Below are 18,076 nucleotides of genomic sequence, written 5' to 3'. Positions count from 1 at the left end.
CCAGCCCAGCTGCCTGCGCAGTCCGATCACGCGCAGCTCGCGCCCGAACAGCGCCGTACTCGGCTGCTGGCCGCGGCGGCGGTGACGCTCGGCAGGCTCGACGATGTGCTGACTCCGCTCGGCGAGCTGTTCGCCGCGCGCGGGTTCCACCTTTATCTGGTCGGCGGCAGCGTCCGCGACGCGGTCCTCGGCAGGCTCGGCACCGACCTGGACTTCACCACCGACGCCAGACCCGAGCAGGTGCAGGACATCCTGCGCGGCTGGGCCGACCACCTGTGGGACACCGGCGGCCTGGCCTTCGGCACGGTCAGCGCGTCCAAGGCCGATCAGCAGCTGGAGATCACCACCTTCCGCAGCGACAGCTACGACCGGGTCACGCGCAATCCCGAGGTCACCTTCGGCGACACCCTCGAGGGTGATCTGGTGCGGCGCGATTTCACCGTCAACGCGATGGCGGTGAAGATCGCCGCGGACGGTTCGCTGGAGTTCGTCGACCCGCTGGGCGGGCTGGATGCCCTGCTCGAGGGCCTGCTCGACACGCCGTCGACGCCGCAGGAATCCTTCGGCGACGATCCGTTGCGCATGCTGCGCGCCGCTCGATTCGTTTCCCAGCTCGGTTTCGAATTGCATCCGCGGGTGAGTGCCGCCATCACCGAAATGGCCGGCGAGATCGAACGCATCACCGCCGAACGGGTCCGCACCGAACTGGACAAGCTGATCGCGGGTGCGCATCCCATCGACGGCATCAACATCATGTGCGAGACGGGGCTCGCCCAGCTGGTGCTGCCCGAGGTGCCCGCGATGAAGCTGGAGATCGACGAGCACCACCAGCACAAGGACGTGTACTGGCATTCGCTGACCGTCCTCGACCAAGCCATCGACCAGGAAGAGGGCGACCCCGACCTGGTGTTGCGCTGGGCGGCGCTGCTGCACGACATCGGCAAACCGGACACCAAGCGCAACGAAGCGGGCGGCGGTGTCAGCTTCCATCACCACGAGGTGGTCGGCGCCAAGATGGTGCGCAAGCGGATGCGGGCGCTGAAGTATCCGAAGCAGTTCACCGAGGACGTGGCCCGGCTGGTCTTCTTGCACCTGCGGTTCCACGGCTACGGCAAGGGTCAGTGGACCGATTCGGCGGTGCGCCGCTACGTCACCGACGCCGGTGACCTGCTGCCCCGGCTGCACAAGCTGGTGCGCGCGGATTGCACCACCCGCAACAAGCGTCGCGCCGCCGCCCTGCGCGCCACCTACGACGATCTGGAGATCCGGATCGCCCGGCTGCAGGAGCAGGAGGATCTCGATCGGGTCCGCCCGGACTTGGACGGCAACGCCATCATGGAGCTGCTCGATCTGAAACCGGGCCCCGATGTCGGTAAGGCCTGGCGTTTCCTGAAGGAGCTTCGGCTCGACCGCGGCCCGCTGACCAGGGACGACGCCGAAGCAGCGCTCGTCGAGTGGTGGAAAACCCAGGCCTGAGCCCGATCAGAAGACGATCAGCGTCGTCCCCGCGACGATCGCCGAGCGCATCTGCGCGAGGTCGAACGAACCGCTGACCTCCGGTAGCTCGACCCGGAACCGCACCAGCTCCCCATCGCGGGTTGCGTGCACGACGCGCGCGTTGTTCGGCAGCTCGGGCAGCCGGATCGGGCGCAAGGTGCGCATCCGGCGCGGAATCGGGATGCCGAACCAGCCTGCTCGGCGGATATCGAGCGCGAGCATATTGTCCTGCACCGTTGCGTCGGCGACCGCGGTGATCCGCCGCTGCCGGTGCACAGCCTTGACCAGGCCTTCCGGCGCGACCGACAGCTTCCAGTCCAGCTGCTGATCATTGAGCCAGTCGATCAGTGCGGCAGTGGTGACGGTGCCTTCGATATCGAGCTGCGCGGTGCGCACTCTGGTCGGAACGCCGGGGATGAGCCGGACGCCGTGCGCGATGACCGTCATCTCGCGGATCGGATGCTTATCCCAGCTCAGCTCGGTCAGCACGGTCTTGGTCTGGAAATGCGCGCCGCGGCGGCGGACCTTCAACACGTCGAGGGTCGCGGTCAGATCGTGTCCGAGCAGGGCGGCGCTGACTTCTTGGCCGCCGAACCGGCTGAGAATGCCTTCGCTGAGCATCGTCATCAGCACATCGGGCATCAGCGCGGTCACCGTGCCCGCCCCCAGATCGGCCACCGGATCCACCCACGAGGTGGTGTAGGAAATCCACTGCTCCAGCCAGGATTGCTCGAACAGCCGCTTGCCGAAGTCCACTGCCCACAGCGGTGACCAGGACTTCGGGTCGAAATACGTGGCCATGATTGCTCCGAGCGTACTGGCCTACCCGTGGCGCGACCACGGGCGAATACGGCATCGACGGCTGCCGATACTCCGTGACCGGCGCCGAACTGCGATCCTTGTCTCGGGAATCACACCCCGAGGACAATGGGTATCGGACGGGAAGGACGCGCATGGCGCTGGATCTGAACAGCGATCTCGGCGAGGGTTTCGGGCCGTGGACGATGGGCGACGACGAGGCGATGCTCGATATCGTCACCAGCGCCAATATCGCCTGTGGTTTCCATGCCGGTGATCCGTCGATCATGCGCCGGACCTGCGCGTCGGCCGTCGAGAAGGGCGTCCGCATCGGCGCCCACGTCGGCTACCGCGATCTGGCGGGATTCGGCCGCCGGGTGATCGAGGTGGCGCCGGCCGAATTGCGCGATGAGGTGCTGTACCAGATCGGTGGCCTGGACGGTTTCGCCCGCGCCGAGGGCGACCGGGTCCGCTATGTGAAGCCGCACGGCGCGCTCTATCACGCGGCGGCCAGGGACCGGAAGGTCGCCGACGCCGTGCTGGCCGCGGTGGCCGAATACGATCCCGAGCTCGCGCTGCTCGGGCCTGCGGGCACCCATCTCGAACACGCCGCGGGCCATATCGGGGTGCGGTTCATCGGTGAGGGTTTCGCCGATCGTGGCTACACCCCGTCGGGTGAGCTCGCCGATCGCGGGAACCCCGGCGCAGTACTGCATACGAACGAGGCGGTCGCCCAGGCGGTCTCGATCGCCATGTCCGGTACCGCCCGCACCGTCGGTGGGTCGGGCGAGGTCACCGTGCGTGCGGCCAGTATCTGCGTGCACGGCGATACCCCCGAGGCGGTGGGCATGGCGCGGCTGATCCGGGAGACCCTCGACGAGATCGGGGTGGTGGTCGCGCCGTTCAGCTGAGGTGAGATCGCCTCGGCAGAACCGATGTTGCGCGATTGCGCCGCCCGACGCAGTTGCGTCGCGCGGGTGGGCTCGCCGGTAGGGATGCGTGTCGCGGGTGGATCGGGCACCCACGATCGCCGGTGCGGGTGGCGTGGGGGCCGTACCATCGTTGGCCTGGAGGGAGGCGCTGATGACGAAACCGGTGGGTTCGGCGCCGCATGGGGCGCTGCCGTCCCCGGATGCCGGCGGATCGGTGATCCGTGCGGCCGGTGATCGCGCCTTTCTGATCACCCCGCATCAGGTGGAGGCGGTAGCCGGACTGGCTGCGACACTGCGCGATCGGCGGCTCGATGGCGTTCAGGATGTGTTGCCTGCCGCCGAAACCGTGCTGGTGACGCTGCGGTCGAGCCGGGATGTCGAGCGAGTGCGCAAGGCCTTGAGCATCGTGATCGACGAGGTCGCAGAACGCGTCGATTCCGGCAACGTTTCCCGTGGAACATCCTCCGACAGCGATCCGATCCTGATTCCCGTGCACTACGACGGTGCAGACCTGGCCGACGTCGCCCGGATCCTCGAGATGACCGTCGACGCGGTGATCGCCGCGCATACCGGGACCGTATGGCGTTGCGCCTTCGTCGGTTTCGCACCCGGATTCGGGTACCTGCGCTCCCCCGATGAACGCCTCACCGTCCCGCGTCGCACCGAGGCGCGCACCGCCATACCGGCGGGCAGCGTCGCGCTGGCCGGCGGCTATTCGGCCGTCTACCCGCGCAAGTCACCGGGTGGTTGGCAGCTGATCGGGCGTACCGAGCAGACCATGTGGGATGTCGAGCGTGACCCGCCCGCGTTGATCCGGGCCGGTACCGCGGTGCGTTTCGTCGACGCCAGGGAGAGCCGATGAGAGCTGAGCGCACACACGTCGAGGAGGGGACGGCCTGCGCTCCGGTGCGGCGCCGACGCTACGGGCCGTGGGTACGCATATGACCACCGACGACGCGAAACTGCTGGTCGAGCGGGTGGGCCCACTGGCGACGGTCCAAGACCTCGGCCGCCCCGGCTGGTTCGATTCGGGCGTAGGTGTCTCCGGCGCGGCCGACCGCGGTGCCCTGCGGCTGGCCAACCGGCTCGTCGGTAATCCCGAGGGGCACGCCGGAATCGAAGTGCTGCTGGGCGGATTGACGCTGCGGGTGCTACGGCACACCACACTGGCCGTCACTGGGGCACCGGCACCCGCTGCGGTCGATGGTCGTCCGGTCGGGCACGCGAGCGTGCTCGAGCTCGAGCCCGATCAGTCACTCTCGCTAGGCCTTTCGGCGACCGGATTGCGCAGCTACGTCGGGGTTCGTGGCGGTGTCGATGTCGTGCCGGTGCTCGGATCGCGCAGCCGGGACACCATGTCCGGAATCGGCCCGGAGCCACTGCGTCGCGGGGACGAACTGCCCATCGGCCCTGCGCCGCGCTCTTTTCCGATCATCGACCTCGCGCCGCTCGCGGATATGCCCGCGGTACTCGATATTCGAGCGATCCCTGGTCCGCGTGACGATTGGTTCACCGACGCCTCCGCGTTGTTCTCGGGCAGTTGGACGGTCAGCGCCGACGTCGACCGGATCGGCGCCCGGCTACGGCGAAATACCGGTCCCGCGCTGGAACGCGGCATCGGACAAGAACTTCCGACCGAAGGTGTCGCGCTCGGTGCTGTCCAGGTGCCGCCTTCCGGGCAACCGGTGGTGTTCCTCGCCGATCATCCGATCACCGGTGGCTATCCGGTCATCGCGGTGGTCGCCGACGCCGATGTCGACCTGATGGCGCAGGCGCGACCCGGTCAGACCGTACGATTCCGCCGCTGCTGAATGCGGTCAGTCCAGTTCTGCGTGCATGAGGTAGACGTTGTAGCTGTCCCAGGCCGAGATGGTGAAGTACAGATCCCGCGCGGTCGACCACGGATGGATGAATCCGCCGTAGGACTTGGGGTATTCGGCGGTCGAGACCAGCGGCACCGCGTCGGTCCACGCGCCCTGCGGTGACGCGGCGGTACGTAAGACGATCGCGCCGCGTGCCGAATCCAGATACACCATCTGCCACCGGTCCGATTCCGCGTCATATCGAACCGAGAGCTCCGAGGCGATACCGGGAACCAGCGGTGTAGCGAGGTTTTCGGCGGCAGGCGCCCAGGTGCCGCCCACCCAGTACTGGTAGGCGGACTTGTTGAGCACCTCGTCCTTGGGCACCCTGGCCAGGCCGATCAGCCCGATGCGCCCGTTGGGTGTGCCGAACATATAGACGTAGTCACCCTGCGGCACCATGGCCGCCACCTGGAACCGGCCGAGGCCGAACAGGTTCTCCCACTTGGCATGCTGGTCCTTGACCCAGGTGCTGCCGTTGTCGTCGGAGTAGGCGATGCCGCCGTAGTTGGTCCACCACAGGCCGGGGATGCGGCTCCATCGGTTCACCGACATGTAGCTCATGTACTGCCGGTCGCCGAGGGCGAACCCGGAGGTCGGGATGGTGGTGGTCTCCCAATTCTTCACCTTGCGGCTGCCGAGCAGTTCGGCGGCGTGACAGCGGCTGTCCTGCACCATCGTGTCGAGGGTCAATCCGTCGGACAGCTCGCGGTCGGTGCTGTAGCCGAGGACGTTGCTGCGCCAGTCCTCGTCATCGCCGCCGGCACCGCCCGCGCTCCAGCCCTTGCCGAAGGTGTCGCCGAAAACCACCGCGACCTCACCGGGCTCGGTCTCCCACATGAGACCGAGGTCGGTGCCGTCGACCTGCCAGCGCATATCGGTTCGATTCTCGGAACCAGGGCCGGTCACCTGCTCGACCAGCCGCACCGACTCCACCCGGGCCGGTGCGACCGCCGGTGTCAGCGGTCCGGGCTCGGCGGGATGTACCACGTGCGGCGGTGCGGGTTGCGGCGGGTCGCCCGGCTCACCGGGTACCGGAATCGGGATGGGCTCGATTTCGGGTTTGATCTGGATCTTCGGCAGTTTGATCGGTTCGGCCGAACCGGATGCGCTCCCACTGCCCGAACCGGAACCACTACCGGAGCCCGAACCGGAGCCGGGTGCCTGCGGTGACTGCGGGCCGGGGGCCGGTTCCTCGGGCTTGTCGGAGTCGCGGATATCCGGACACGGATTACGGCAGGGATCGGTGGGCAACGGCTCCGGCGCGATCCGGGTGTTGTCATGCGGTGGATCGGGCACCGGCACCGGCGTGAGTTGCGGAACCGGGATCGGGATATCGATCTGCGGTGGCAGCGGCGGTGCGGGCGGCTGCGACGGGTCCGGCTCGCGCGCGAGCGGATCGAAACCGACCTCACCGCAACTGTTCACCGGTGGCGGCGCCCACGGGTGCGGTGCAGCCTGCACCGGCGCGGGAACCGCGAGCAAACCCGTGATCAGCACGCCGAACAGCGCGGGCCGGTACGGGGTGGCCGGGTGGGAGCGGGTACCGAGCGGGTTCGGCAGAAGTCCCATAGCGCGGCGGCTCCCGGGTCGGATCGGATCGGGTGTACGCCTGATCCTGCGGCCCTGCGTGGTGCTGCGACGCTACCGTCTCCGGGCCCGACCGGATCAGTCGAAGATCAACTTACCGCGCGCGGAGGGGAAACCCGTGGATAAGGGCGTTGCTTCGACGAATGTTGCTCGCGGTGGAACCGGATCGGCCTGGGCCGCGTCCAAGCAGATATGAACGAGATCGAGTACGCCTTCGGCACCGGCGACGGCACCGTCGACGTCTGGTCGACGCAGGCGAATCTGGAACTGACCGGATCGCCGGACGCCGTGCAACTGGACTTCGACGGCGACGGACTGGCCGACGATGCCATGTGGGACACCCAGCGCGACGGCGTCGCCGACGTCGCCGCCCTCGACCTGAACGACGACGGCGTACTCGACGCCTTCTTCACCGACCCCTCCGGCACCGGCGTCTGGGACCACCAGATCACCGGCACCGCCGCCGACGCCGCCAGCGAACCCCTGGACTGGGTCGTGCGCGGCGAGGCCCCACCGGCCTCCGACATCACCACCGCGACCGGTGGTTTCGAGCCCCCCACCGACCCGCTCACCGGGCACCCCGCCACGTACCCTGCGCCGGCAATGGAAACGTTCGCCGGGCAGGCCGCCCCGAATTCTGCGCCGCCGCATCCGAGTTCGCCCCACGACCCGTTCGCTGGGCACGGTGGTGCACCGCATCCCCTTCCGCCTGCGGATCCCTTTGCCCCGCCGCTCCCACCTACCGACCACGCGGACGGGAATCCTGCGCCGACGCAACTCCTGCCTCCGGCGGGCCCGCACGCCGGTATGCCCGCACCATTCGCGGACCCGTTCGCGCGGCCGGACGTGCAGCCGGGCAATCCCGCGGGCCTGGTGGTGCAGTTCAATCTCGAGGTGCAGCTGAACGCATCGCTCGGACTCCAAGAACCGCCCGCGGATCCGATCGGGTTCGCAGCCGACGGACAGGGCTGATCGGTCTGCTTGTCCAGCCGGTCCAGGCCGGGTCGGGGTCTTCGCCGACGTTTCGAGGGGTCGCTGCGCGGGGTCGGCCGATCCGCCTGGATATCTGGCTATTCGGCACGAGCCGCGCGATACCCGGCTATTCGGTTCGGACAGCGCGCCCGCGGCGGGTGTTCAGCATGATGGCCACGATTCCGGCGCAGTAGATGGCAGCACCGGCCGACACCACCGCCAGTGATCGGCCGTTGGCAGGCACGACGAGTGCCGCCAGGGCGATGGCCAGCACGAATGCCACGTTGAACACGGTGTCCTGGAGGGCGAAGACCTGGCCGCGGCGGGTGTCGTCGATATCGATCTGCATCGCCGCGTCACCGGTGAGCTTGATGGTTTGGCCGGCCAGACCGAACAGGAACGCCCCGGCCAGCAGTAATTGGTGCGCACGCTGCGCGGCATCGCCCGCCTCGGCCACCGCGATGGGCGTGACCAGCAGCAACTGCACCGCCGTCGCTGTCACCAGGCCAACCAACACCGTGCGCGGCCTGCCGAGACGTGGGATGAGAACCGGCGCGACCACCGCCGCCACCAGCATTCCGCTCGCCGTCGCGGCGATGGCGATCCCGAAACCGATCAGGCCGCTGTCCACCCCGGAGCCGTCCGACGGCGCCTGCCGCAACACAAGCACCATGATCAGGGTGTTCACGCCGAACACGATCCGATGGGTGCCGATCCCGATCATCGCGGTAGTGACCTGCACAGATTCCCATACCGCCAGGGCGCCGGTACGTAAGCCGGTGGCGATCGCGCGCACCGTGCCGGTCCGCGCTGCCGCACCCGCCTCGGGGCCGAGCGCACGCGATGCGAAACCCGTCGCCAGCAGTGCGCCGACCACCGAACCGAGCGCACTGGCCGCCACCGCGACCGCCGACCCGGTATCACCAGCACCGATCAACCCGATCACCGCGACCGAGGCCGCCGCACCCACCCCGGCACAGCCGGAAGCCACGGTGGCGAGCACCGAATTGGTCGGCACCAGCCAGCGTTGCGCGAGCACCCGCGGCAGCGCGGCCGACACCCCCGCCATCACGAAGCGGCTGATCCCGACCACGGCCAGCGCCAGCAGCAGCAGCGGCGTTTCCCCGATACCCGCGAGCAGGCCGAGGCTCACCACCGCGATCAGCACCGCACGCAGCACATTCGCCACCAGCAGCACGGCCCGCCGATCCCAGCGATCCAGCAGCGCGCCCGCGTACGGACCGATGAAGGAGTAGGGCAGCAGCAGCACCGCGAACCCGGCCGCGATGGCCAGCGGATCGGTTTCGCGTTCGGGGTTGAACAGGATCGCACCCGAAAGCGCCGCCTGGAACATGCCATCGCCGAATTGGCCGGTGAACCGCACCAGCGCCAGTCGCGCCACGCCGGGGCTCTCCCGCAGCGCGATCCGAAACGCCCTGGCCTTCTCCCGCGCGGTCATCGAGGGCTCGGTGGCCGGTGGTTCGCCGGATTCGTCCGCCGCGTGGCGGTTGTCGGGGCGAGCACTGGACACGGCCGTGAGGCTACCCGGCTCGGGCCACGCGCATATTTCCGATCACGTGTGGTGCCCCTCGCAGTTGCGCGATCCGGGTCAGCGAATTCCGGTGCTGACCAGCGAACTCACGGTTTGGCGCATATCCGGCGCCATGGGTAGATCGGCGAGGGCGGCGGCATCTATCCAGGCGTAGGCATCGTGTTCACCGGGCGCCAGTTCGACCTCGCCCGGTTCGGCCTCCACCACGAAAGCGAATTTGCGGACCCTCGGCTTGGTTCTGGTGGCGTAGTCGAAGCTGCCGAGGAAATCGGTGATCGTGCGAACTCGCAGGCCGGTTTCCTCACGTAGTTCCCGGACGACGCTGTCGGCGAAGGTTTCCCCGGATTCGACGCCGCCGCCGGGTAGTTCGTACATGCCGCCGTGATAGTCGTCGGGCACGCGCCGCACGACCAGCAGTTTCCGCTCGCGAAATACCGCGACGCCGACAACGAAGTCGGTGATCCCGTCCCGTTGCGCCTCGGTTCGGAGCTGCCGCTCGACGCGTGCGAGTGTTTCCGGTCGCATCCGGCCCATCCCTCCGGTTCCGTTGGGGCACATTCTGTTACGCCGCCGCTCCGATTCGACAGATCGGCCGGTACTGCTCACCTACCGTTCATCCGCTGGTTGCTCGCGTAAAATGCCGAGTGCAGACAATTTACAAGGAATATCGAGTATCGCGCGCCGCAGCGGCGCCGTGGTACTTCGAACCGGAAAGGCGATGGTGCCCGGGCCCGAGAGGAGGACCGCGATGTCCACACTTACGACTCCACATATTGATGTCCATCGCGGCGGCGATCGCATGAAAACGCGAATCTCGTGGCTCGATTCGAAACACTCGTTCTCGTTCGGACAGCACTACGACCCCGATAACACCCATCACGGCCTGTTGCTGGTGAATAACGAGGATATTGTTCTGCCAGGTCAGGGCTTCGAAACGCATCCGCACCGGGATATGGAGATCGTGACCTGGGTACTCGGCGGCAGCCTTGTCCATCAGGATTCGCTCGGCCACAGCGGAATCATCTATCCCGGTCTGGCCCAGCGGATGAGTGCGGGCACCGGAATTATGCATTCGGAGAAGAACGATTCCTGGCGTCTGGACGGTAACCGTCCCGAACACGACGAGCCGGTTCATTTCGTCCAGATGTGGGTGTTGCCCGACGAGCCGGGCGTGGATCCGGGCTATCAGCAGCTCGAGATCGACGATCAACTGGCTGCGGGCGGGCTGGTCACCGTCGCTTCCGGACTGCCCCGCTACCGCGACCGTACCGCGATCGCCATCAACAGCAGCCATTCCGCGCTGCACGTGGCCCGGCTCGCGGCCACCGAGCCGGGCAGCTCGGATTCGGTCTTCGAGCTCCCCGACGCGCTGTACCTGCACGTCTTCGTTGCGCGCGGCGAGGTCGAGATGGAGGGTGTCGGCCCGCTGTATGAGGGTGACGCGGTGCGGATGACCCGCTCCGGCGGCCAGCGCATCCACGCGAAGATGCCCTCGGAGGTGCTGGTCTGGGAGATGCACGCGCGCCTGGGCGGCCCGTAACCGCCGCGCCGGCCAGCGCACACCACGCCGGAACAGGGCGCGCACCACCGCCGTAATCGGCCGGTGCGCCATTAACATCGTGGGGCGGCAGACGCGATCAACCGACGCCACGATCAACCGACGCCGGACCCTCGACCAACGGCCACCGACCGAAGGGACCCCCATGTCGCAATATCCGCCTCCTCCAGGTAGCTACCCGCCGCCTCCACCCGGTCAGTACCCGGGTCAGCCGGAGTACTGGCAGGAGTCCCCACAGCGCAAGGGCCTCGCGATCACGGCGCTGGTGCTCGGCATCCTGGCCGCAGTGACGTTCTGGTCGGTATTCGGCGGTGTGCTGTTCGGTGTGTTCGCGGTGATCTTCGGTGTCATCGCGGTGGTCAAGGCGATGCGTGGCACCGCGGGCGGCGCCGTCATGGCATGGATCGGGCTGGTTCTGGGCGTACTCGCGATCGTCGGCGCGATCATCATGGGAATCATCTACTGGGGGATCGCCGAAGACGCAGGCGTCACCGACTTCTACGACTGCGTCACCAAAGCGGGCAACGATCAGGCCGAGATCGACCGGTGCGAATCGGAATTCAACCAGCGGCTCGAGGACAAGCTCGGCGTGACGGTCACTCCGACTCCCGCTCCCTGATCGCGACGGCCCTGGTCGCGGCGACGACGTCGCCGAACTCGGGCCGGTAGTCGCGTTCGGGCGGGTTGATCCAGACCCGGTAGCCGCTGTGCTCATCGGCCGGTGAGGGCAGCACGATCTGGCTACCCGGCAATGCCACCGACGCGCATTCGCGGAATAGGTCCGCGAACAGCTCGGTGTCCAGGTACGAGTTGTCGATCGGCTCGGTCAGGAAGGTCCAGCGTGACGAGCGCGGATGGGCGACGATCGGCCCGTTGCGCATGCCGCGGCTGTCGAGCCGGTCGTGCACCTGCTTGCCGAGTGCGGCGGGCATGGCGACCGCGCCGACCGCCCCGATCTCGAGCATGATGCGGCCGAGCGTCTGGTCGACGATGGCGAACAGGCCGTGTTCTTTGCGGTAGCTGCGGCAGCGGGTAATGGCGTCCTGGACCGCAAGGAAATTCAGGGGCGGATCGGACGCGGGATAACTGCCCGGCTCGGAATCAGTGCGGGACGTACTCATGACGAACCTCGCCTCGGCGCTGGTGGATCTCGTACAGGAAGGGATCAACCGCTGACTCCGACAGTAGACCCGACCACCAGCCCTGACAATAGTCACACGCCGATGACTTCCGCGGGCGTAGCATCGGCAGCCATGGCACCCGTGTCACCGACAGTTGCCCGCTGGGAATTGGTGCTGCGGCTACGTGAGCTGCGCGAACAGCGTGGGTTCGATTCGGCCGGGTTCGCAAAACAGGTCGGCTTCACCCCCGCCAACTGGTCGCATGTGGAGAAGGGCAGGCGGGTGCTGACCGCCAACACCATCGGCCCGGTGCTCGATCTGCTCGAAGTGGTCCCCGAGGAACGCGCCGAATTAGTCGATTTGCTGCGGGCGAGCAAACAGCGCGGCTGGTGGGCGAAGTCGTCGGCGCTGATCGGCCCGGAATTGCAGCGGCTCTACGGCATGGAATACGGCGCGCAGAGTATCCGCAGCTACGACAGTTCGGTGGTGCCGGGGCTGCTGCAGACCGAGGACTATGCCAGGGCGCTGATCAGCGCCGATGTCATGATCCGGCCGGTCCAGGTGGAGCAGCTGGTGGCGATCCGAATGCACAGGCAGCAGCGGCTGCGCGGGCCCGACCCGGTGGAGCTGACCGCCGTCGTCGGCGAGGGCACGCTGCGCCAGGAGACCGGCGGGCCGGATGTGCTGCGGGCCCAGCTGCGCCACCTGGTCGATCTGATGACCGAACTCGACACCCTCGAGGTGCGCGTCATCCCGTTCACCGCCCCGGCGGGCGCGGTGCTCGGCGGGTCGAGTTTCCATCTGATCGACTTCGCCGGCGAGCAGGTACCGACCTTCGGCTGGGCCGAGGGCGCGGTGTTCGGCGGCGCCGTCGACGATCCGGAGCAGGTACGGGATCTGAGCTTCGCCTATGTGCGCGCACTCGAGCAATCATTGCCGCGAGAGGAGTCATTATCCCTGCTCAGACGGTATGTAGTCGGGTAAAATGCGGCACATGGCCACCACCGCGAAGTACCGGCCGCATGCCCGCGGCTGGTTCACATCGAGCAGATCCAACAACGGAAACCAATGTGTCGAGGTTCGGTTCGATGGTGATGCGGTGCTCATCCGTGACAGCAAATATCGCCGCAACCCGGCCAATCGCCCCGACGAAGAGCCCGTCATCACCGTCACCACATGCGAATGGACCGTATTCATCGCCACCGTCACCGGACGCGGGCACACCGCCTGCGTCTTGACCGTGCACACCGCCGAGGACGGCCACACCAGGCTCGGCCACGGCTCTACCACCCTTACCTACACCCCCGAGGAGTGGGAAGCCTTCCTCGCCGGCGCCACCGACGGCGAGTTCGACCGCATCATCCTGCCCGCTTGAACGTCACCCCACGGAGGTCACTGCCACCGGCATACTGGTGGTCGTGACCTCCGAACTGACCAGTCCCTCCGGTATCGACCTGTCCTACCTCGACCCGGGCGTTCGGGTGCAGGACGACCTGTTCGCGCACGTCAACGGCTCCTGGCTGCAGTCCTATGAGATTCCGGCCGACCGTGCCGTCGACGGCGCCTTCCGCACGCTCTACGACCAGGCCGAACTCGATGTCAAGGCCATCATCCAGCAGGCAGGCGGTGCGCCGGGCACCGAAGGCCGCAAGGTCGCCGACCTGTACGCGAGCTTCATGGACACCGGACGCGTGTCCGCGGCCGGGCTCACCCCGATCGCGAACGAGCTGTCGGCGATCGGCGAGGTCGCCGATCGCGCCGCGTTCGCCGCACTGCTCGGCAGACTGCAACGCACCGGCGTCGGTGGCGCGCTCGCGGTCTACGTCGACACCGACGACAAGGATTCCCAGCGCTACCTGGTGAACCTCACCCAGTCCGGTATCGGGCTGCCCGACGAGTCCTATTACCGCCAGGACGAATTCGACGCGATCCGCGCCGCCTATATCGCCCATATCGACCGGATGTTCGCGCTTGCCGCCGCCGATGAGGCCCTCGCCGCTCTGCTGCCGGCCGAACCCGTCGGGCAGCGCGTATTCGAACTCGAACGCAAGCTCGCCGCCGGGCATTGGGATGTGGTGCGCCGTCGTGAGGCCGAACTGAGCTACAACCTGCGGACCTTCGCCGAACTGGCCGCCGAGCATCCCGAATTCGATTGGCATGCTTGGTCTGCCGCCCTGTCGGAGACCGCGACGAAGGATGCGGGCGAACTGTTCGCCGAGCTCGTCGTCCGCCAGCCCGACTACCTCGGCGTCTTCGCACGCACCTGGGAGCAGGAGTCGCAGGCCGATTGGCAGGCGTGGGCGATGTGGCGGGTATTGCGTTCGCGCGCCGCGTATCTCACCGACGCACTGGTGGATGAGAGCTTCGACTTCTATGGCCGTACCCTCACCGGCGCCAAGGAGAATCGGGAGCGCTGGAAGCGGGCTGTGTCGCTGGTGCAGGATCTGCTCGGCGAGTCGGTCGGCAAACTGTATGTGGAGCAGCACTTTCCGCCCGCGGCCAAGGAGCGGATGGTCGAGCTGGTGGAGAATCTGCGGGAGGCCTACCGCCGCAATATCTCCGAGCTCGAGTGGATGGGACCCGACACCAGGACCGCCGCCCTGGCCAAGCTGGACAAATTCACCCCGAAGATCGGCTACCCCGACCGCTGGCGCGACTATTCGGCGCTGGAGATCGCCGCCGATGACCTGGTCGGCAACTACCGGCGCGGCTACGCCTTCGAGGTCGACCGCGACCTGAACAAGCTCGGCGGCCCGGTCGACCGGGACGAATGGCATATGACGCCGCAGACCGTCAACGCCTACTACAACCCCGGGATGAACGAAATCGTGTTCCCCGCAGCGATTCTGCAGCCGCCGTTCTTCGATATGAACGCCGACGACGCCGCGAACTACGGCGGTATCGGTGCGGTGATCGGGCACGAGATCGGCCACGGCTTCGACGATCAGGGCGCCAAGTACGACGGTGACGGCAATATGGTCGACTGGTGGACCGATGCCGATCGTTCCGAATTCGCCAAGCGCACAAAGGCATTGATCGACCAGTACGGGGTGCTGTCGCCGAAGGATCTCGCCGACGAGCACACCGTCAACGGTGAATTCACCATCGGCGAGAACATCGGCGACCTCGGCGGGCTCTCGATCGCGTTGGCGGCGTACCGGATCTCCCTCGACGGCGCCGAGCCACCGGTCATCGATGGGCTGTCCGGTTTGCAGCGCGTGTTCTACGGCTGGGCGCAGGTGTGGCGCACGAAGGCTCGCCCGGAGGAGGCCATCCGCAGGCTGGCCACCGACCCGCATTCGCCGCCGGAGTTCCGCTGCAATGCGGTGGTCCGCAATATCGACGCCTTCCATGAGGCCTTCGATATCCAGCCTGGTGACGCCCTGTTCCTGGAGCCCGAAGAGCGCGTCAAGATCTGGTAGGGGGCGGAAACGACAACGGCGGCGCGTCCTCGAGGGACGCGCCGCCGTTGCTATGACTCAGGAAGGTCAGTTCCAGTCGCCCAGGCCGTCACCCTTGTTCAGGGTGCCGCCCGCGGTGTTCTGCACGACCACCGCGTCGCCTTTCTTCACGTTCTCGAAGAACCATTTGGCGTCCTCGGTGCTGACATTGAGGCAGCCGTGGCTGACGTTCGACACGCCCTGCTGGCCCACCGACCACGGCGCGGCGTGCACGAAGATGCCGCTGTAGGAGATGCGGGTGGCGTACTCGACGTCGAGCTTGTAGCCCTCGGGATCGTCGATCGGCACACCGTAGGTGGAGGAGTCCATCACCATCTCGCGGCGCTTCTCACCGACGATGTAGGTGCCGTTGGGGGTCTCGTGGTCGGTCTTGCCCATCGAGGTCGGCATGGTCTTGACCACCTCGCCGTTGCGGGTGACGGTGATGGTCTTGGTGTTGTCGTCGGCGGTGGCGATCAGGGATTCGCCGATCCGGAAGGCGCTACGGCTGCCGCCTGCCTCCACCACCACGTCGGTCTCGGCCGGCCAGAACTCGTTGGGCCGCCAGCGCACCTGCTTGTCGTTGATCCAGTAGAAGTGGCCTTCGGCCGGATTCGACGAGGTGATCTTGATGGCCCGCTCGGCGGCGGCGCGATCGCCCACCGGGTCCTTGAAGTTGATGATGATCGGCTGCGCGACACCGACGACCTCGCCCTCACCGGGATTGAGGCTCGGCGGCGCGAAACTCGCCTGCGGCGGCACCGGTTCGGTGGCCATCTCCGCCGAACCCGAGGGCAGGTGGGGGGCAGCCTGGGCAGGAGCGACGAGCAACGCGCCCGCGGCGGCGATCGCCGCGGTCAACAGGACGCCCTGGCGGAGCCGGTGCGCGCCACGGCGGCGCGCGGTCGTCGACTCGGTGGTCTTGGCGGCAAACATATGTTCTTCGTCCATTCCATCTCTCGGTCGTACTCGACCCACCGTGGATTGCACGGCGCGGTCATGCGCGACCTGCGGAGCGGCCCGGTGAATACTCACCCGACCTGCGGAGCACCCCACGGATCGGCATCGAACATGCGCGGCACCCGCGGCGAGCGCATCGATCTCGGCGCACCGACGGGTTCGTGGAGCCCGGAGCGGCCCCGACCGGGTATCCGCGGATCCGCAGTCGATGACGACGGCGACCCTGGCGGCTACACCTACCGCTCCGCCGACCATTCCTACCGTCCGCGCGCCGACGTTTCCAGCCGGGTCCGCCGGTCATAGGCAGCCGTCACCGGCTGTTCGATTGCGCATGCCTCGCGGCGGCAGGCAGATCCACCGCGAAACGCCCCGCTCACAACGGTGAGTCGCGCTCGGTGCGGAAATCCTGCCGCGCGCTCGGAGATCGGCAGCTCCAAACATCTTGGTGAGCTAAATCACCCGAGTACCTCGAACCGGACGCGGCGGCTGGGCCCGGTGGCGATTCCGCGCGGGACGGCGCGGGGCAGGCCACCGTTCCGCAGCGGCGGCGTGAGCCGCAACTCGGCGCGGGCGAGGATCGTCGCCACGGCGATGCGCAGTTCGAGGTCGGCGAGGGCGGCGCCCACACAGCGGCGATGTCCACCGCCGAACGGCGCGAACTCGAACGGGGTGTAGCGGCGTTCGAGGAAGCGTTCGGGCCGGAACCGGTCCGGTTCGGTCCACACCGCCGGATCCGAGTGCAGTAGCGGCACCGCGATGCCCATGATGTCGCCGGCCGCCAGCGCCGCACCGCGCAAACAGAACGGTTCGATGAGCCTGCGCAGCACGATCGGCACGGGTGGATGCAGGCGCAATGTTTCTTGGCAGACCGCATCCAGGTAGGGCAGCTCCACCGGATTCGCGGCCGGGCTCGTCTCCCGCAGTTCGGTCCGCAGCCGGTCGAGCACGACGGGTTCGCGGTGCAGCCGCAGCAGCGCCCACACCAGCGTGTTCGCCGTGGTCTCATGCCCGGCGACGAGCAATGTCCGCAGTTGATCGCACAGGTCGCTGTCGGAGATCGCACTGCCGTCCTCGTAGCGAGTGTCGAGCAGGGTCGACAGGATGTCCGCGCCCGCCCCACCGCCGCGTCGCTCGGCGATTTCGGCGAGCAGCAGCCGATCCAGCCGGTCGCGGGCCGCGACGAACCGGTCCCACGGCGCCCGCCCGAACAGGCCGTGACGCAGCGCGGGCAGCAGCATCAGCGGCCCGGAGAAGCTGCCGAGGAAGGCGCCGATCGCGGCCGTGCAGGCGGCGCGGCGTTCGCTGCCGACGCCGAATACCGCGTCCAGGATCACCCGCAGCGTGATGGCGGTTGCGGCCGAACGCGCGTCGATCACGGTTCCCGGCTGCCATCGGTCGACTTCGAACCGCACCGATTCCTCGATGAGTTCGCCGTATGCGCGCACCCGCGACCCGTGCAGCGCCGGCGCGAGCAGCGCGCGGTCACGGCGGTGTCGTTCACCGCCGGTGAGGATGAGTGATGCGGTGCCGACCAGCGGTTCGATCGGATTCGGTCGCGGCGGCTCGAGCGCGGCGATCGGCGCGCGGAACAGCTGCTGTGCGCCCTCGGGGGTTCCGGTGAACACCGCTTCGCCGAGTCCGGGGAAGCGAAGCAGGAACGGATCGCCGTCCCGGTCGCGCCGCCTGCGGAAGTACCACTGGAAGTCGATGCCCGCGGCCGCGGCATGCGCCAGCGCCGGGCGTGGGCGCCGTAATGCGACCGCGCCGCCGTGGGTGGTCGAGTCCATACCGCTG

Annotated in this window: 18 protein-coding genes; 11 read left to right on the top strand and 7 right to left on the bottom strand. The window is 67.7% G+C overall.

Annotated features, from left to right (window positions below):
* Positions 1-9 precede the first annotated feature (9 nt).
* A complete protein-coding gene (locus ACFXNW_RS01535; protein WP_379416242.1) occupies positions 10-1,476 on the top strand; it encodes a CCA tRNA nucleotidyltransferase in 1,467 nt (488 codons plus the stop codon).
* Positions 1,477-1,482: 6 nt separating this feature from the next.
* Here the strand turns inward: ACFXNW_RS01535 and ACFXNW_RS01530 are convergent, their stop codons facing one another.
* The gene (locus tag ACFXNW_RS01530; protein WP_379415081.1) at positions 1,483-2,298 is read right to left on the bottom strand and encodes a hypothetical protein; all 816 of its coding nucleotides are present in this window, start codon (positions 2,296-2,298) and stop codon (positions 1,483-1,485) included.
* A 152-nt stretch (positions 2,299-2,450) separates the two neighbouring features.
* Here ACFXNW_RS01530 and ACFXNW_RS01525 point away from each other — a divergent pair, with 152 nt between their 5' ends.
* The 3 genes from ACFXNW_RS01525 to ACFXNW_RS01515 all read left to right on the top strand — a co-directional run bounded on the left by ACFXNW_RS01525 (position 2,451) and on the right by ACFXNW_RS01515 (position 5,038).
* The gene (locus ACFXNW_RS01525; protein WP_379415079.1) at positions 2,451-3,206 is read left to right on the top strand and encodes a LamB/YcsF family protein; all 756 of its coding nucleotides are present in this window, start codon (positions 2,451-2,453) and stop codon (positions 3,204-3,206) included.
* 172 nt (positions 3,207-3,378) lie between these two features.
* Entirely contained in the window at positions 3,379-4,089 is a 711-nt protein-coding gene (locus ACFXNW_RS01520) for an allophanate hydrolase subunit 1 (RefSeq protein ID WP_379415077.1), read from the top strand.
* 79 nt (positions 4,090-4,168) lie between these two features.
* Positions 4,169-5,038, top strand: coding sequence for a biotin-dependent carboxyltransferase family protein (locus ACFXNW_RS01515; protein WP_379416240.1), 870 nt, complete (start codon positions 4,169-4,171; stop codon positions 5,036-5,038).
* A 6-nt stretch (positions 5,039-5,044) separates the two neighbouring features.
* Here the strand turns inward: ACFXNW_RS01515 and ACFXNW_RS01510 are convergent, their stop codons facing one another.
* Positions 5,045-6,661 (bottom strand): DUF4185 domain-containing protein, encoded by a 1,617-nt coding sequence (locus ACFXNW_RS01510; RefSeq protein WP_379415076.1) that lies wholly within the window; start codon positions 6,659-6,661, stop codon positions 5,045-5,047.
* A 210-nt stretch (positions 6,662-6,871) separates the two neighbouring features.
* On the opposite strand from ACFXNW_RS01510, the gene ACFXNW_RS01505 reads away from it, so the two are divergent.
* Positions 6,872-7,651: a hypothetical protein gene (locus ACFXNW_RS01505; RefSeq protein ID WP_379415075.1), complete on the top strand. Its 780-nt coding sequence runs from the start codon at positions 6,872-6,874 to the stop codon at positions 7,649-7,651.
* Positions 7,652-7,778: 127 nt separating this feature from the next.
* Here the strand turns inward: ACFXNW_RS01505 and ACFXNW_RS01500 are convergent, their stop codons facing one another.
* Positions 7,779-9,110 (bottom strand): hypothetical protein, encoded by a 1,332-nt coding sequence (locus tag ACFXNW_RS01500; RefSeq protein ID WP_379416238.1) that lies wholly within the window; start codon positions 9,108-9,110, stop codon positions 7,779-7,781.
* 150 nt (positions 9,111-9,260) lie between these two features.
* Positions 9,261-9,728, bottom strand: coding sequence for an NUDIX hydrolase (locus ACFXNW_RS01495; protein WP_379415073.1), 468 nt, complete (start codon positions 9,726-9,728; stop codon positions 9,261-9,263).
* Between the two features lie 223 nt (positions 9,729-9,951).
* Here ACFXNW_RS01495 and ACFXNW_RS01490 point away from each other — a divergent pair, with 223 nt between their 5' ends.
* A complete protein-coding gene (locus tag ACFXNW_RS01490) occupies positions 9,952-10,743 on the top strand; it encodes a pirin family protein (RefSeq protein ID WP_379415072.1) in 792 nt (263 codons plus the stop codon).
* Between the two features lie 163 nt (positions 10,744-10,906).
* Positions 10,907-11,380 (top strand): DUF4190 domain-containing protein, encoded by a 474-nt coding sequence (locus tag ACFXNW_RS01485; RefSeq protein ID WP_379415071.1) that lies wholly within the window; start codon positions 10,907-10,909, stop codon positions 11,378-11,380.
* Here ACFXNW_RS01485 and ACFXNW_RS01480 read toward each other — a convergent pair.
* On the bottom strand, positions 11,358-11,882 hold the full coding sequence (locus ACFXNW_RS01480) for a hypothetical protein (protein WP_379415070.1): 525 nt from the start codon (positions 11,880-11,882) through the stop codon (positions 11,358-11,360). The two genes, ACFXNW_RS01485 and ACFXNW_RS01480, sit on opposite strands and share 23 nt — an antisense overlap.
* A 132-nt stretch (positions 11,883-12,014) precedes the next feature.
* On the opposite strand from ACFXNW_RS01480, the gene ACFXNW_RS01475 reads away from it, so the two are divergent.
* The 3 genes from ACFXNW_RS01475 to ACFXNW_RS01465 are packed head-to-tail and all read left to right on the top strand — an operon-like array spanning position 12,015 to position 15,304.
* The gene (locus tag ACFXNW_RS01475) at positions 12,015-12,866 is read left to right on the top strand and encodes a helix-turn-helix domain-containing protein (protein WP_379415069.1); all 852 of its coding nucleotides are present in this window, start codon (positions 12,015-12,017) and stop codon (positions 12,864-12,866) included.
* Between the two features lie 10 nt (positions 12,867-12,876).
* On the top strand, positions 12,877-13,257 hold the full coding sequence (locus ACFXNW_RS01470) for a DUF397 domain-containing protein (RefSeq protein WP_379415068.1): 381 nt from the start codon (positions 12,877-12,879) through the stop codon (positions 13,255-13,257).
* A 43-nt stretch (positions 13,258-13,300) separates the two neighbouring features.
* On the top strand, positions 13,301-15,304 hold the full coding sequence (locus ACFXNW_RS01465) for a M13 family metallopeptidase (RefSeq protein WP_379415066.1): 2,004 nt from the start codon (positions 13,301-13,303) through the stop codon (positions 15,302-15,304).
* A 66-nt stretch (positions 15,305-15,370) separates the two neighbouring features.
* Here the strand turns inward: ACFXNW_RS01465 and ACFXNW_RS01460 are convergent, their stop codons facing one another.
* The gene (locus ACFXNW_RS01460) at positions 15,371-16,258 is read right to left on the bottom strand and encodes an Ig-like domain-containing protein (RefSeq protein WP_379416236.1); all 888 of its coding nucleotides are present in this window, start codon (positions 16,256-16,258) and stop codon (positions 15,371-15,373) included.
* A gap of 135 nt (positions 16,259-16,393) precedes the next feature.
* Here ACFXNW_RS01460 and ACFXNW_RS01455 point away from each other — a divergent pair, with 135 nt between their 5' ends.
* Positions 16,394-16,585 (top strand): hypothetical protein, encoded by a 192-nt coding sequence (locus tag ACFXNW_RS01455; RefSeq protein ID WP_163822471.1) that lies wholly within the window; start codon positions 16,394-16,396, stop codon positions 16,583-16,585.
* Between the two features lie 152 nt (positions 16,586-16,737).
* On the opposite strand, the gene ACFXNW_RS01450 is transcribed toward ACFXNW_RS01455, so the two are convergent.
* Complete coding sequence (locus ACFXNW_RS01450; RefSeq protein ID WP_379415065.1) at positions 16,738-18,069, bottom strand: cytochrome P450; 1,332 nt, start codon at positions 18,067-18,069, stop codon at positions 16,738-16,740.
* Positions 18,070-18,076: the final 7 nt, after the last annotated feature.

Source organism: Nocardia sp. NPDC059180 (genome assembly GCF_042754945.1).
GTDB lineage: Bacteria > Actinomycetota > Actinomycetes > Mycobacteriales > Mycobacteriaceae > Nocardia.
Note: the sequence above shows the minus strand (reverse complement) of the source record. Positions and strands in the feature narration are given on the sequence as shown.

What these genes read in the sequence shown, in the direction of transcription:
- ACFXNW_RS01530 (WP_379415081.1), bottom strand. Translation starts at nt 2,298, where the DNA reads ATGGCCACGTATTTCGACCCGAAGTCCTGGTCACCGCTGTGGGCAGTG.
- ACFXNW_RS01525 (WP_379415079.1), top strand. Translation starts at nt 2,451, where the DNA reads ATGGCGCTGGATCTGAACAGCGATCTCGGCGAGGGTTTCGGGCCGTGG.
- ACFXNW_RS01520 (WP_379415077.1), top strand. Translation starts at nt 3,379, where the DNA reads ATGACGAAACCGGTGGGTTCGGCGCCGCATGGGGCGCTGCCGTCCCCG.
- ACFXNW_RS01515 (WP_379416240.1), top strand. Translation starts at nt 4,169, where the DNA reads ATGACCACCGACGACGCGAAACTGCTGGTCGAGCGGGTGGGCCCACTG.
- ACFXNW_RS01510 (WP_379415076.1), bottom strand. Translation starts at nt 6,661, where the DNA reads ATGGGACTTCTGCCGAACCCGCTCGGTACCCGCTCCCACCCGGCCACC.
- ACFXNW_RS01505 (WP_379415075.1), top strand. Translation starts at nt 6,872, where the DNA reads ATGAACGAGATCGAGTACGCCTTCGGCACCGGCGACGGCACCGTCGAC.
- ACFXNW_RS01500 (WP_379416238.1), bottom strand. Translation starts at nt 9,110, where the DNA reads ATGACCGCGCGGGAGAAGGCCAGGGCGTTTCGGATCGCGCTGCGGGAG.
- ACFXNW_RS01495 (WP_379415073.1), bottom strand. Translation starts at nt 9,728, where the DNA reads ATGCGACCGGAAACACTCGCACGCGTCGAGCGGCAGCTCCGAACCGAG.
- ACFXNW_RS01490 (WP_379415072.1), top strand. Translation starts at nt 9,952, where the DNA reads ATGTCCACACTTACGACTCCACATATTGATGTCCATCGCGGCGGCGAT.
- ACFXNW_RS01485 (WP_379415071.1), top strand. Translation starts at nt 10,907, where the DNA reads ATGTCGCAATATCCGCCTCCTCCAGGTAGCTACCCGCCGCCTCCACCC.
- ACFXNW_RS01480 (WP_379415070.1), bottom strand. Translation starts at nt 11,882, where the DNA reads ATGAGTACGTCCCGCACTGATTCCGAGCCGGGCAGTTATCCCGCGTCC.
- ACFXNW_RS01475 (WP_379415069.1), top strand. Translation starts at nt 12,015, where the DNA reads ATGGCACCCGTGTCACCGACAGTTGCCCGCTGGGAATTGGTGCTGCGG.
- ACFXNW_RS01470 (WP_379415068.1), top strand. Translation starts at nt 12,877, where the DNA reads ATGGCCACCACCGCGAAGTACCGGCCGCATGCCCGCGGCTGGTTCACA.
- ACFXNW_RS01460 (WP_379416236.1), bottom strand. Translation starts at nt 16,258, where the DNA reads ATGTTTGCCGCCAAGACCACCGAGTCGACGACCGCGCGCCGCCGTGGC.
- ACFXNW_RS01455 (WP_163822471.1), top strand. Translation starts at nt 16,394, where the DNA reads ATGCGCGGCACCCGCGGCGAGCGCATCGATCTCGGCGCACCGACGGGT.
- ACFXNW_RS01450 (WP_379415065.1), bottom strand. Translation starts at nt 18,069, where the DNA reads ATGGACTCGACCACCCACGGCGGCGCGGTCGCATTACGGCGCCCACGC.